Genomic DNA, 13,655 nt, shown 5'->3' on the forward strand with positions numbered 1-13,655 from the left:
TTCCTCTCAGCTCGTTTTGCCCCAGGTATCCTTTAATCCGACAATGCGGTGAAAGGCGATGACCTTGTGATGTTCCACCTCGTTGACGCAATAATACCCTAAGCGTTCAAACTGGAAAGTTTCCCCCACTGGTTGTTTCGCCAGCGAGGGCTCGCAAAATCCCTCACGAACCTGTAAGGACTCCTTGTTGAGGAATTGTAGAAAATCCTCCTCCCGCGCCGGGTTGGCGTCGTTAAATAAGCGATCGTATTGATAAATTTTAACCGGGTAAGCGTGTTGGCTCGACACCCAGTGAATCACCCCTTTCACTTTACGATCCGGCGGGTTTTTTCCTAAGGTGTCTGGATCATAGGTACAGCGTACTTCGATAATCTGCCCGTTATCATCATGAATAACCTGATTGGCGCGAATCACATAGGCGTTACGCAAACGCACTTCTCGCCCCGGCGCTAAACGGAAATAATCCTTGGGCGGCGCTTCCATAAAGTCGGAGCGCTCAATGTAAAGCTCGCGGCTGAAAGGCAGCGTGCGGCTTCCAGCATCGGCATTCTGAGGATGAAAAGCCGCAGTTAACTCTTCAACCTGATCGACAGGGTAATTGTCAATGACGATTTTAAGCGGCTCAAGCACACACAGCGCGCGTTTCGACACCTTATTTAATTCATCACGCACACATTCTTCAAGCAGGGACATGTCAATGACTGAATCGCTGCGGGAAATACCGATCATTTCACAAAATTGACGTATGGCCGCCGGTGGATAGCCGCGTTTACGCATACCCCTCAAAGTCGGCAGGCGCGGATCATCCCAGCCGGAGACAATTTTTTTCTCAACCAGTTCGCGTAATTTGCGTTTACTGGTCACTGTATGGGAAAGGTTTAAGCGGGCAAACTCTGTCTGAACAGGACGTGCGGGCACAGGCAGGTTTTCAATGAACCAGTCATACAGCGGGCGGTGATCCTGGAATTCCAGAGTACACAGGGAATGCGTGATATGCTCCAGGGCATCGGAGATGGGGTGTGCATAATCGTACATGGGGTAAATGCACCACTCGTCACCTGTGCGTTGATGGCTGGCATGGCGTATACGGTATAATACGGGATCGCGCATATTCACATTACCGGACTGCATGTCGATGCGCGCTCTAAGCACATGGGCACCATCGGGGAATTCCCCGGCTTTCATCCGTTCAAACAGATCGAGGTTTTCTTCCACCGACCGATTACGATAAGGGCTCTCTTTACCCGGCATCTGCAACGTGCCGCGGTAAGAGCGGATTTCGTCCATGCTGAGGCTGTCAACGTAGGCTTTTCCTGCTTTGATTAACAAGACCGCGTAATCATACAGCTGTTGATAATAGTCCGAGGAATGGGTCATGTCGCACCACTCAAAGCCCAGCCACTTCACATCGTCGATGATGGCATTGACAAATTCCTCTTCTTCCTTAATGGGATTGGTATCGTCAAAGCGAAGATAACAACGTCCGTTGAATTCCTCTGCGAGACCAAAATTCAGGCAGATGGATTTGGCATGGCCGACGTGAAGGTAACCATTGGGCTCCGGCGGAAAACGGGTCACAACGTCTTGATGTTTGCCGCTGGCTAATTCATCGGTAATCAATTGGCGTATAAAATGAGCTCTTTTTTCACTGCTTTCTGTCATGTTTTTATCCATTATTCATCGATGGCACGGCGCATGTCTGCAATCAGAGTCACGCCTGGTAAAATGTAATCGTCCTTCCGCGTATAACTGTCGAAGAGCCGCTCCACCAGCGCGGCTCCCACAATCACCCCATCGGCAAAATCGGCAACCTGGGCGGCCATCTCTGCCGTTTTAATACCAAATCCTACCATAAGCGGCAAGCGGGTTTGCGAGTGACGATGCTGGTAGTGTTTTCTGACCTCATCCAGGGCAAAACTGCTGGCGCCGGTTACCCCTTTCAAGGACACGTAATAAAGATAACCCTGCGCGAAGTGATTGATGCGAACCATGCGTTCGTCGCTGGTAGTCGGTGAGCAGAGGTAAATCATGTAAAGCCCTGACTCCTGCCAGATTTTGGCAACCTCTTCACTTTCTTCCGGCGGTAAATCCACTAAAATGGTGCCATCCGCACCCGCTGCTTTCGCCTCGCGGGCGAAACGCTCATAGCCATGCGTTTCCACCGGATTAACGTACCCCATCAGAATGATCGGCGTGGTGTCATCCGTTTGGCGAAATTCTGTCACGTACTGCAAGACCGTTTTCAGGGTCGTGCCGTTATTCAACGACCGTTCCATGGCCGCCTGAATCACCGGCCCCTCCGCCATGGGGTCGGAGAAAGGAATACCGATCTCCAGAATGTCAGCACCGGCCTTGACCAACGCGTGCATCAACTCCACGGTTCGTTCAGGCTGCAAATCCCCTGCCGTGATATAAGGGCTTAAGGCTTTTTTATTGCTGTCTTGCAATCGTTTTAAACATGCATCAATTCGATTCATTACGTCCTGCCTGCGTTAAATAGTCAACTTGTCAATCGCGGCAATGGTATGCATGTCTTTGTCGCCGCGTCCCGACAAATTGACAATGATTCGTTGGGTGGGCGCCATGGTCTTTGCGAGCTTCATGGCATACGCCACCGCATGACTGGATTCCAGCGCCGGAATAATGCCTTCTGTCCGTGTAAGGGTACGGAATGCCTGCAGGGCTTCGTCATCGGTGATGGGCACGTACTGGACACGGCCCTGATCTTTTAGGTAGGCATGCTCAGGCCCCACGCCGGGATAATCAAGCCCTGCGGAGATGGAGTGAGTGTCTTTGATTTGACCGTTTTCGTCACACAGCAGGTACGTGCGGTTGCCATGCAGGACGCCAGGTTTACCGGCAATCAATGACGCAGCATGTTCACCGCTTTCAATCCCTTTGCCCGCTGCTTCGACGCCATAAATGGCGACCGATTCATCATCCAGGAAAGGGTAAAACAGCCCAATGGCATTGGAACCGCCCCCCACACAGGCCACCAGCGCATCCGGCAGAGCACCGGTTTTTTCAAGCATCTGCGCACGGGCCTCACGGCCAATAACAGCCTGAAAATCGCGTACAATCTGCGGATAAGGATGCGGACCCGCCACGGTGCCGATGATGTAAAAGGTGTTGTCAATGTTACTCACCCAATCGCGCATGGCTTCATTCAAGGCATCTTTCAGGGTTTTGGAACCGGCAGTGACCGGCACCACCTCAGCACCTAAAAGTTTCATTCGATAAACGTTGCTGGCCTGGCGTTTGATGTCTTCCGAGCCCATGTAAACGACACAATCAAGGCCCAGTTTGGCTGCCACCGTGGCGGAAGCTACGCCATGCTGGCCGGCACCGGTTTCAGCGATGATGCGGGTCTTGCCCATGCGTTTGGCCAATAACCCCTGCCCCACGGTATTGTTGATTTTATGTGCGCCGGTGTGATTGAGATCTTCACGCTTTAAATAGATGCCCGCCCCCCCGAGTTGCCTGCTTAATCGTTCGGCATGGTATAAGGGGGTAGCTCGACCGACATAATCCTTTAATTCTGTCGTCAGCTCCGCCAGAAAATCAGGATCCACACGGTATTTTTCATAGGCTGTTTTTAACTGCTGCAACGCCTGCATTAAGGTATCGGCAACAAACACACCGCCATACGGACCAAAATGGCCGTGTTCATCAGGAAGATCGCTGAAACGCATCTACATGTCTCCTAAGGCCTGAACAACTAATTTCATTTGATGATGATCTTTAATCCCGGGGGCCGATTCAATGCCGCTGCACACATCCACCGCATAGGGGCGATAAACGCTGACCGCCTCCCTGACATTGCCGGCATGCAGCCCGCCCGCCAAGATTACCGCTTTATCGAGAAATGGGGGAATGGTACGCCAATCAAAGACCTTGCCGCTACCGCCGTGCGAATCACAGGGCGTATCAAGGAGTATGGCCCTGGCGGCGGTATACTGCTCTGCAGCCTTTAAAATGGCCTCAGCGGAAGTCGCCGGGATAGCCTTGATGTAAGGGAAGGCAAACTGGTCACAAAACGCAGGGGATTCATCGCCATGAAACTGCAGGCATTGAATCGGCAATTTTTTCACAATCTCATCAACCAGCGCCGGCTCCGGATTGACGACCACGGCAACAGCGCTCATAAACGGAGGCATGGCCTGCATTAATTCATGCCCCTGCTGAACTGAAATAGCCCGCTTGCTTTGGTCATAAAAAATAAATCCTGCCGCATCAGCCCCAATGACTGCCGCCTGCCTGATGTCTTCCGCGCGGGTCATCCCGCACATCTTTATTCTTATGCGATTTGAGGTCAATCAACGCTCCCCAAGAAACAAAGGTCCGGGTGCCATTTGCATCACGCCGTACTCCTTGGGATAAGTAACCGCCACCAGATAAAGCCCGTAAGGCGGCGCTGTTTCTGCGCCGAGACGCCTGTCGCGAGCCAGAAGCACTTCCTTTACCCACTCTACCGGTTTTTTGCCGGAACCCACGGCGATGAGCACGCCGGCAATGTTTCTCACCATGTGATGAAGAAAGGCATTGGCGGTAATGTCAATAACGATTAAATCACCCATACGAGCTACCTGCAATTGGTGCACGTTGCGCATCGGCGTATTGGATTGGCATTCGACGGAACGAAACGAAGTGAAATCATTTTCCCCGACCAGGTATTTGCTGGCTTCCGCCATTAATTTATGATCCAGGAGCCGATACTGCCAAGTCACATTCCCCCTGAGCAGAGCAGGACGTATGGACGCATTGTAAATGATGTAACGGTAACGGCGAGACAGGGCTGAATAACGCGCGTTGAATTCGTCTGGCATCTCCCGCCCCCACTTCACGCAAACGTCTTTGGGTAAAAACGAATTGGCGCCGTGGATCCAGGAACGAATGGTTCGTTCCTTGTCGCAATCAAAATGGATAATCTGGTTGGTTGCATGGACGCCTGTATCCGTCCTGCCTGCACAAACAACGCTAATCGGGCAATCAGCGACTCTTGACAGCGCTGATTCGATAACTTGCTGAACGGTATGCAGGCCAGTTTGTGCTTGCCAGCCATGGTACTGGCATCCATCGTATTCAACCCCTAAGGCAATACGCATCACTATTCCTGCCCAAAAGGGTCAATGTATAACACCAGCCCGCGTTTGTCCAGTCTGCTTCCGTGAAAGGTGAACCTTACGAACAGGATTATTTTTTATCCATTTCATCCAGCAGTTTCTGAGCTTCCGCACGTTGTTTTTTATTACCGAATTCGACGATTTCCTGCAGGGACTGCTTCGCTGCCTCGTGATCATCCATGCTCAGGTAGGTTTTCGCCAAAGCCATCAGAGTATCCAGGGCTTTTTTACTTTTCACCAGCTTCTGTGGTGCCTCTGTCTCTTCCAATTCATCGGCCAACTCATCAGCCTGAAGCGGAATGTCTGCTGCCGCGTCATCCCCATTAAACTCAGCCTCAAAGTTAAATTCATTATCCCTCTCGTCCTCTATGGGAAAAGGCTCATCGTCTTTCGCCGTGCTACCCTGCACAAGGGCGTCAAACTCCTTGTCGTCCTCCTGACGGGCTTTAGTGGATTTTCCAGGCTTTTGTTCTGCCTCAGGGTTAAGCGGTGCGGCGCTAACGTCGGCTGTTTTTTCTTCCTCGGCAAGGGCGTCAAACTCGATGACCGGGCCTTCCTCATTGGCCTCCCCGTCTGACTTCAACAGTTCATCAATTTCAGGGGATTCGATGGGTTGGTCCTCGGCCTTTTCAGGCTCAAGTCTTGCCGGTTCGTAATGCAAACCAGCCTCAAAATCCAGCGCCTGATCATCGCTTGCCTCCACCTCGGGTAAGGCCGCCTTTTCCTCTGTCTTTGTTTCAATGGGGGTTGGAATAAACTCAAGTCCATCATCCGCAACCTGTTCCACTTCCTCAGAAACCGTGTGCTTTTGCTTATTCTCTTCCACCATTTTTTCAAGACTTGGTTCAAAATCAAGCACAAAGTTGTCAGACTCGGAAGCGTCCTCCTGAATGGGCGCGGGTTCTTCATCCGGCGTTACGGGTTGTATTGCTTCATGCACCTGGCTGTCTATACCCACCACCTCGACGGGATAGTCGGATGTGGTTTTCAGCAGGTCGCTTAAAGGCCGCTTGAATTCTTTTTTCTCAGGCGCTTTTTCTGCGTCGTCAGCAACAGCGGCAGGCTCTTCCGTGACCTCATAGGAGAGAGGCTGTTCGTTTTCATGAACGGCCATCGGCGGTTGCGGCTGTACAAGCTCCTCCACAACAGCGGGACTTTCAATGACAGGTTCAGCCCTCTCGTTGATATCGGGTCTCTTTTCGTCCAAGTCGCTTACCGCGGCCGGCTCATCCGTTGGCAAACGTTCTGTCATCTCGACACTGGCCGCAGCCGGTTCAATGGCCGCCTGGTGGATGATTAACGCGTCTTTGGATTTAGACCTGGGTTTTTCGATCGTTGGTTTAGCCTCATCGTTCAAGGCCTCGGCAGGATCTGCCGCGCTTTGGGTGTCTTCTGAGCGCTCAGATTTAATGGCCTGAGCCTGCAGCAGCGGCTTGACTGGCGAAGGGGGTGTCTCATTATCGGGATGATCATCCGGCTCAGCCAGGGAATTGCGGCGGTTTGCTTTTTGTTTCAGGAAAAGCCAGGTGAAAGCGCCAAGGCCGCCGGCAGCCAGTAGCAACAACACGTAAATCCATAAATTGGATGAGTCTTCTTCAGCCTGCATCTGGCTTGTCTGGGCGGCAATGGCCTGACGTTGCTTGAGCAGTAATGCTATTTGTTCGCGCAGCTGCTTGATGTCCTCGTCACGCTTGCTCATCTGTTCCTGCAGCGCTTTATTGTTCTTCTCCAGGGATTGCAGTTGATTTTTCAACTGCGAGTTAACCAGACGCATGGAATCAATGGCGGCATTCGTCACGTCCATCTCCGCCTTCATGGCTGAATCCGGTTTAACCGGCTGCTTGTCCGCAGCCACCGGCTTTTTGCTGTCTTCCGCGGACATGAGCGAATCCGAGGTGGAGAAGATGTCCGTAAAGGCATTGCCCTGGGTGGTTTTTTGTTGATTAAAGACCGGCGCCTGGGGAATACTGGAGGGACTTGCCCCCGTGGCTGGATTGGTTATGGGCTTAGCTGAGGATGGGTTGTCGAACTGTGACGTGCCGGCAACGCCGTCAATGTAAGGCGGCAACAACACATGCTTGATTTCTTCCTTGTTGCGCCAGGCCACATCATGGGCATCCACTTCGCCTCGCGCCAGATCTTCCGGCACTTTCTTCACCTCATCGCTTGAAGGAATGCGCAAACGCTCGCCGGTTTTCAAGCCGTTCAGGTTGCCTTGGGTAAAGGCCTGAGAGTTGGTTCCCACAATGGCTAGGATGACCTGCTGAATGGTTGTATCCGGTGTGGTGTAGCGCTGGGCAATCTGCCAGATGCTTTCATTAGCGACGGTAGGACCATACGTGGCCTCCTTACGCACTTTGCCGCTCTCGGCACCCTGCTCGACCACATGCGCATAGGAGGGTTTTTCCACCACGCCCGGTTCATTGTAGGTTTTAAGTTTGACCGGTGAACCTGTGGCTTTTATCCCGCCATTTAACTGATAACCCGGAGGATCGAGCAACACCGTGTACGCGCGGTAAAGCTGGCCGTTGGACCAGGTTAAATCGACAACGATTTCAAGAAAGGGTTCAACGATGCGTTCATGGGAGGAAATAAAAATGACAGGCTGCCCATGTTCATTTTTCTTTATTTCAAAATGCAGCAGGGTCAGTATTTCATTTCGATCAAGACCAATGCGCGCAAAGTCCTCCACTGAGGCTAAGCGGGCTTTGATACCGGCGAGAGGGATATCGACATCAAACAGTTGAATTTCCGCTTTGAAAGGCTGATTTAGGGCAGATTCAACCGTCATGTCGCCCATGCCGAGTGAAAATGCAGCAAAGGGTAAAGATGCCATTATCGCGACATACAACCGTGTCTTATTCAATTGGCGCTCCCTGCATGGACAATCTAACCTTTTAATTAATAGCCAAAAAATAGCATCTTCATCACGGGTATTCAACAGGTTCAATGACAATAAGGCTTGATTGCCCTTTCGAGTCTCAAATTGAAAATTTAATGGCCACTAAAACGCGGTTTTCAGCAATTTATAACAAAGAGCATTGCATAAGCACGCCTGCTATTTCATAATCCGCCCCACCATATTCTCTACGAGGATATTGCATGACTGCCTTCATTCTGGACGGCAAAGCCCTTGCCCGGTTAAAAAAAGACGAGCTTAAACTGGCCATTCAAGCACGGATTGCCAGCGGTCGGCGCGCTCCAGCACTGGCCGTCATACTGGTAGGCGATGACCCCGCTTCCCATATTTATGTGACAAATAAAAGCAAAGCTTGCGTTGAAGTAGGCATCACCTCCGAAGCCTATCAGTTATCAGCAAACACCTCGGAGCAGGAATTGCTGGCTTTAATCGACCGGTTAAATCACTCACCGGCCATTGACGGCATTCTGGTGCAACTGCCTCTACCCGACCACATGCACACTCACAAAATCATTGAATGCATTAGCCCTTTAAAAGACGTTGACGGTTTTCATCCTTACAATCTGGGGCGGCTGGCGCAGCGCCTGCCGCTTCTCAGGCCGTGTACGCCTTACGGCATTATCCAGTTGCTTCAGGCCAATGGCATCACCCTGCGCGGCCGCCATGCCGTCGTGGTTGGAGCATCCAACATTGTAGGCCGGCCCATGGGGCTTGAATTTTTAGGCGAAGGGGCGACGGTGACCATCTGCCATCGGTTTACCCGCGACCTTAAAGAGCATGTACGCATGGCTGATGTGCTGGTGATAGCGACTGGTAAACAGAACGTGGTGGATGCCGACTGGCTGCATGGCGATCAGGTCATTGTTGATGTCGGTATTCATCGCCTCGCCGACGGAAAATTGCGCGGAGACATTGATTTTGACAAGGCTGTGAGCCGGGTTGGCTGGATTACGCCCGTCCCAGGCGGAGTCGGCCCCATGACCATTACTGCCCTGCTGCAAAACACCCTCTTTGCCGCAGCGCATCACGACATCAACCCGCTACCATAAATAGGCGGTGGGGTTATCGGGGCATTCCCCAAGACCGCATTCCGCCAAAACCGCAACAGCATTGGCTAACGCCAGAAAAAGCAACAGAGCAAACACCGCATGCATGAAGGATTTCGTCACCGGAGTATTGCGCCATTGCCTCTGATATTGCGTATCGACACCCAGGATGATGGTATTAAACAGCACAATGGCCATGGAAATAACAAATGACCAGGTGTACATGTGCAGTCCTAGAATGCTTGAACCATAGGCGCCGCTGCCAGGAAGCACATGCAGGGCAATCTGCCGTAAAGCCACGAAGGCCGTGAACAAGGCCCCGAGCAGTGTCAGGGCGTAATGGCTGGGGTGCAGGCCGAAACGTAAATTCAGCAGAAAGCCGATCGCGGTAATTAAAAAACCGGCCCGCTGCAACAGGCATAATGGGCAGGGTAATTCGTTAAAAACGAACTGAAAAACAAACGCCATCACTAAAACAATAATGAGGGCAGAGGCATTGAGGAGATTAACAAGCTGCATCATACGATTCATGAACGCCGTCTTCATTCCTGTTCCTATAAATTAAGATTCAACTGGCTGGTGATGTGGTGAAAAAAGGAAGCCGCGCTCAGAAAAAGAGCAAAAGCCAGCGTCACTAACGACAGGTTTCGCCGCCCGACCCAGGCAAGCGAGATCACCAGAGCCAGAACCAGAAATAAAAATGCCATCATGCCCTTCGTCCCTGATAATGCGTTTTATCTACTATAACCCTTTGCGCCATGGCTCGCAATGATGGCTGTTTAAAATAAAAAAGCAGCGGGTAATCCGCTGCTTTTTTCCTGTGTTTGAAATAGCAATTGATTGCTGTTAAGGGGTTACTGCTGGTGACGGAGGAGGTGTTCCTGATAACAGATTTAAAGGGTGTGACCTCGCATTAATGTAATAAGATTTCCGAGCACTCTCTTTCTGTGTACAATTTAAAATCACATAGCTCTTTATATTTTCAATTAATTCACATATAATTCTTTCTTAAATTATCCCCAGTGAATAGAATTAAGGTGAACGTATGCAATCCAAATTCGAGAAGTTTAATGAATTACTACCAGAACTTAAAACTGAAACCGCTCAAAATTTATCAAACCGTGATTTAGTAAACTTAGCTCAGACATCAAAATATCATTTGGCTTTGTTTAAGCCTATGATTGATGTTCGTAAATTATTGCATCATGTGACACGTGGGGAACATGATGCGGTTAAAGCAATGCTAAAGAAGGACATGAGTTTAATTTTTAAAAGGGGCGCCGTTACGGATTGTTCTGGGCGAGAATTTGAGAACATAAGTGGTTTTGAATATGCGCTGTGGGCCCTGGATAAACATATGTGGGCAGCAATGATTGCGTGCATCCCTCAGAATGAAGAAGGCAGAAAGGTATTCGCACAATTGATTGCTCAATACAACAAAGTGAACGCAGATGGAGTCACTTATAAGCTTAATGGGAAAACAATCACTGAAAAGCATTTTGATTTCAATAATACCATCATGAAAGAGCTGCAAACACAAGTGGACTCAATAAACGCACCAGGGGATAAAAATTGGGATGCCATTGATAAGCAATGGATAGAAGGTGCAGGTAGTGCCGAAAATCTTTTTCCTATACATGTTGTCTATGAGTACTGCTCTGATGAACCTTTTTATCCTGTGCCGAAGTTTACCTCCCAGCCGAAATCATCGAAACAATTCTATAATTGGACTACTAAAAAGGATGAAAATTGGTTTAGTGTTGATTCTAAGTTGTCGGTTGATTTTGCAATATATAAAGGTGGGGCCGCGGGCCCCTGGACCGGCCGGTGGGGTCGCGTGCCGGTGCTGGGGTGGGGTGTTGCGTCGAGGTGGGCGGTTGACGACGATTTGATTGCCATGACGGCATTATGTAAATTAAGAACAAACGATTTTATCGATCTTAAATCGCAACTTGAAGAACAGATGACGTTGGATAAGCATCACCAGGTGTCTCAGATTTGACCGAATTGACATCATGTCGATGAAGAAGCCCGGCGGCGTAAGCCGCCACATGCTCATCCCAGCATGAGTCCAAAAACCATAAAAGCAAGTCCTGGTATAACCAGTGTGCTGTTGTTCTCACCCACCACATACACCATCGATGCAAGTAACTGATGATTTGCCGGGGAGAAACCCTATCTTTGACCATCCATTTAACTTGCTCGCGCGCTTTGCGCAATGTTCTTGCATGAGGAACACTGTGTGTTTGCAAAAGAGGCTGCTCTTCGGGTTGTCAAATAGTCTCTACCCCCGATTTGGCTTGATTTTGTCCAACTCGCTCCGTGTTAGAAACAGTTACAACAGCCCGTGTCATTGTGGTGTTATCCAAAGGCTGCGTCTTTGGATATTGGATGCCTAAAAAATGAAAGCCCTATCGATGGAGCCGATACGCGTTTTTTTACCAGACAAGCGCAGACGCCTTTCCTGCAACACCTGCATGAGACGCTGCTTACATCGATTGAGACTGCGCTGGGTTTGGCATAGGATAGGATATCATCCTGATACCGAAAGTAGGCCACATCCATTTCATTGAATGCGTCATCTAACGGCTTGAGATAAAGTGCACTAAAAAATTGGGATAAAGGGCCGCGTAACGCAATGCCTGTATCTGGATTTTTATAGCCTCTTGGTGTTTCAATTGGATTGACTATAATGCGTTCCAACATCAAATTCAGTTTAGGATCATGGTAATGCGACTTAATATCCGCGCGAATAAGGTACTTTGGCTTCTTCTCTTCCAGAACTTTTTTCACTTGCTCTGTTGCATACTTTACCCCGCTTGGACCATGAAGGTGATAACAATTAGGGTTCATGACAAAAGGAAATGTGGGCTTTAACTGGTGCAGCAAAACATGTTGCAGAATACGGTCGGAAAGATGGAGTTGATCAATCATTTCGTCTGGAAAATAACAACGCTTAAGAAATCGTGGTGTATAACTGCCATCGATTAGGGCATGAATTCCTTCCACTAACCAATCATCCAATTCTCGTGCTAAAAAATGAATATCATGGTTATGGTGGGCATGATGTTTCTGCTTATGGATCTTGGCAAACAGTTTCCGGCCTATATTCAGCATTGAAGTAAGATCCCAGCGTTTCATACTTTATTTCTATCCTTGCTTCATCCAGGAATCTATTCATCTGTTTTTATTGCATGGAACAGCCAATAATGAGCATTCTAACTTGACTGCCAAACCAGGTGTTATATCATCGCCATTTTAAAACGGATTTGTAGTAATTGATATGGCTGAAGTGATTGCTGTAAATGGTGATGAATTAGTGTTGCAAGTACGGCTCAAACTTGATGGTTCCATGCTGAATATGGAGGAGGCCATTCAATCCGCAGTCAATGAAATGGGACGTCTTGCAACAGCAGAGGCATTAAAGCGGTTTGATACAACGGGGACACCTGTTCAAATAGGTAATGTTCGGATGACAAGCAAAGGGAAAGTCCGAAAATGTTATGAAACACCTTATGGTGCTGTCCATTTGGAGCGTTACGTTTATCAAACCTCATCTGGAGGAAAAACCTACTGTCCTTTAGATGAACGAGCACGAACTATTATCAGTTCAACGCCACGATTTGCCAAGCAAGTTTCTAGCAAATACGCACAACTCAGTGCACAAGAAGTCATGGACGATTTTAAAACCAATCATGGTCGTCCAGTAGCCCGTTCTTTTCTACAAAATATTGTGGATGTGGTGGGCTCAATCGCTCAAGCTGTGGAAGCAGACTGGATGTATGAAACGCCCAAACTAGATGAGGTTACCACGGTATCTGTGAGTCTTGATGGCACTTGTGTGCTCATGGTCAATGAAGGTTGGCGAGAAGCCATGACAGGAACAATTACCTTATACAATAAGACTGGAGAACGGTTGCATACTATTTATTTAGGGGCAGCTCCAGAATATGGCAAGGCGAACTTTTTGGAACGTCTTGAGCGAGAGGTGTACCGCATTAAATTACAATACCCTAATGCAACTTATGTGGGTATTGCTGATGGTGCACGAGTGAATTGGGATTTTTTAGAGCGCCATACCCAATACCAGGTTCTCGATTTTTTTCATGCAACTGAATATCTTGCAGCAGCTTCTCATGCCATGCACCCAATCGATACTTCACTGCGGAAACCTTGGCTCGATTGTGCATGTCACCGATTAAAACATGAGCTTAATGCAGCCTCCCAATTGCTTAGTGAAATGAGCAATATGCTACCCAATAGACAAAGACAGGGGCTTGTTGACAAACTAAAAAGTGCAATTACCTATTTTAAAAATCAAAGGCAACGAATGGATTATAACTTTTATCAAATGAACAATTTGCCCATTGGCTCGGGGGTTACCGAAGCAGCTTGCAAGACTCTTATTAAACAGCGCCTCTGCCAATCAGGAATGAAGTGGAAAAATCAGGGTATTTCGATGGTCCTGCATTTAAGAGCGTTGATATCAACCAAAGGTCGGTGGGAACAATTTTGGGAGCGAATTAATCAAGCAGGTTTAATCGGTCTGGCAGAAATTTGCTAGTT

The 13,655-nt window shown here is 49.0% G+C and carries 12 protein-coding genes; 3 read left to right on the forward strand and 9 right to left on the reverse strand.

Annotated features, from left to right (window positions below):
* Positions 1 to 6 precede the first annotated feature (6 nt).
* The 6 genes from DYE45_RS09170 to DYE45_RS09195 all read right to left on the reverse strand — a co-directional run bounded on the left by DYE45_RS09170 (position 7) and on the right by DYE45_RS09195 (position 7,989).
* Positions 7 to 1,662, reverse strand: coding sequence for a glutamine--tRNA ligase/YqeY domain fusion protein (locus DYE45_RS09170; RefSeq protein ID WP_115301077.1), 1,656 nt, complete (start codon positions 1,660 to 1,662; stop codon positions 7 to 9).
* Positions 1,663 to 1,673: 11 nt separating this feature from the next.
* Positions 1,674 to 2,477, reverse strand: a complete 804-nt coding sequence (trpA, locus tag DYE45_RS09175; protein WP_108292769.1) for a tryptophan synthase subunit alpha — start codon at positions 2,475 to 2,477, stop codon at positions 1,674 to 1,676.
* Positions 2,478 to 2,492: 15 nt separating this feature from the next.
* Positions 2,493 to 3,692 carry a tryptophan synthase subunit beta gene (gene trpB / locus DYE45_RS09180; RefSeq protein ID WP_108292771.1) on the reverse strand — a complete coding sequence of 400 codons (1,200 nt, stop codon included), beginning with the start codon at positions 3,690 to 3,692 and terminating at the stop codon, positions 2,493 to 2,495.
* A complete protein-coding gene (locus tag DYE45_RS09185) occupies positions 3,693 to 4,316 on the reverse strand; it encodes a phosphoribosylanthranilate isomerase (protein WP_108292773.1) in 624 nt (207 codons plus the stop codon).
* A complete protein-coding gene (gene truA / locus DYE45_RS09190) occupies positions 4,317 to 5,105 on the reverse strand; it encodes a tRNA pseudouridine(38-40) synthase TruA (RefSeq protein WP_108292775.1) in 789 nt (262 codons plus the stop codon).
* 88 nt (positions 5,106 to 5,193) lie between these two features.
* Positions 5,194 to 7,989 carry a FimV/HubP family polar landmark protein gene (locus tag DYE45_RS09195; RefSeq protein WP_133138184.1) on the reverse strand — a complete coding sequence of 932 codons (2,796 nt, stop codon included), beginning with the start codon at positions 7,987 to 7,989 and terminating at the stop codon, positions 5,194 to 5,196.
* A gap of 236 nt (positions 7,990 to 8,225) precedes the next feature.
* On the opposite strand from DYE45_RS09195, the gene folD reads away from it, so the two are divergent.
* The gene (gene folD, locus DYE45_RS09200; protein WP_108292779.1) at positions 8,226 to 9,092 is read left to right on the forward strand and encodes a bifunctional methylenetetrahydrofolate dehydrogenase/methenyltetrahydrofolate cyclohydrolase FolD; all 867 of its coding nucleotides are present in this window, start codon (positions 8,226 to 8,228) and stop codon (positions 9,090 to 9,092) included.
* Here folD and DYE45_RS09205 read toward each other — a convergent pair.
* A complete protein-coding gene (locus tag DYE45_RS09205) occupies positions 9,084 to 9,635 on the reverse strand; it encodes a disulfide bond formation protein B (protein ID WP_207393865.1) in 552 nt (183 codons plus the stop codon). The genes folD and DYE45_RS09205 overlap by 9 nt on opposite strands.
* 8 nt (positions 9,636 to 9,643) lie before the next feature.
* A complete protein-coding gene (locus DYE45_RS14715) occupies positions 9,644 to 9,799 on the reverse strand; it encodes a DUF5993 family protein (RefSeq protein ID WP_160160709.1) in 156 nt (51 codons plus the stop codon).
* 335 nt (positions 9,800 to 10,134) lie between these two features.
* On the opposite strand from DYE45_RS14715, the gene DYE45_RS09210 reads away from it, so the two are divergent.
* Complete coding sequence (locus DYE45_RS09210; RefSeq protein ID WP_115300801.1) at positions 10,135 to 11,091, forward strand: Dot/Icm T4SS effector CpeA-related protein; 957 nt, start codon at positions 10,135 to 10,137, stop codon at positions 11,089 to 11,091.
* A gap of 359 nt (positions 11,092 to 11,450) precedes the next feature.
* Here DYE45_RS09210 and DYE45_RS09220 read toward each other — a convergent pair whose 3' ends face one another.
* Entirely contained in the window at positions 11,451 to 12,230 is a 780-nt protein-coding gene (locus DYE45_RS09220) for a reverse transcriptase family protein (RefSeq protein WP_242602691.1), read from the reverse strand.
* Between the two features lie 142 nt (positions 12,231 to 12,372).
* On the opposite strand from DYE45_RS09220, the gene DYE45_RS09225 reads away from it, so the two are divergent.
* The gene (locus DYE45_RS09225) at positions 12,373 to 13,653 is read left to right on the forward strand and encodes an ISKra4 family transposase (RefSeq protein WP_115300802.1); all 1,281 of its coding nucleotides are present in this window, start codon (positions 12,373 to 12,375) and stop codon (positions 13,651 to 13,653) included.
* The last annotated feature ends 2 nt before the right edge of the window (positions 13,654 to 13,655 follow it).

Source organism: Legionella taurinensis, from assembly GCF_900452865.1.
Lineage (GTDB): Bacteria > Pseudomonadota > Gammaproteobacteria > Legionellales > Legionellaceae > Legionella_C > Legionella_C taurinensis.

Coding starts and splice junctions, on each gene's coding strand:
- DYE45_RS09220 (WP_242602691.1), bottom strand. CDS start 12,230: ATGAAACGCTGGGATCTTACTTCAATGCTGAATATAGGCCGGAAACTG.
- DYE45_RS09205 (WP_207393865.1), bottom strand. CDS start 9,635: ATGAAGACGGCGTTCATGAATCGTATGATGCAGCTTGTTAATCTCCTC.
- truA (WP_108292775.1), bottom strand. CDS start 5,105: ATGCGTATTGCCTTAGGGGTTGAATACGATGGATGCCAGTACCATGGC.
- DYE45_RS09225 (WP_115300802.1), top strand. CDS start 12,373: ATGGCTGAAGTGATTGCTGTAAATGGTGATGAATTAGTGTTGCAAGTA.
- DYE45_RS09170 (WP_115301077.1), bottom strand. CDS start 1,662: ATGACAGAAAGCAGTGAAAAAAGAGCTCATTTTATACGCCAATTGATT.
- trpA (WP_108292769.1), bottom strand. CDS start 2,477: ATGAATCGAATTGATGCATGTTTAAAACGATTGCAAGACAGCAATAAA.
- trpB (WP_108292771.1), bottom strand. CDS start 3,692: ATGCGTTTCAGCGATCTTCCTGATGAACACGGCCATTTTGGTCCGTAT.
- DYE45_RS09210 (WP_115300801.1), top strand. CDS start 10,135: ATGCAATCCAAATTCGAGAAGTTTAATGAATTACTACCAGAACTTAAA.
- DYE45_RS14715 (WP_160160709.1), bottom strand. CDS start 9,799: ATGATGGCATTTTTATTTCTGGTTCTGGCTCTGGTGATCTCGCTTGCC.
- folD (WP_108292779.1), top strand. CDS start 8,226: ATGACTGCCTTCATTCTGGACGGCAAAGCCCTTGCCCGGTTAAAAAAA.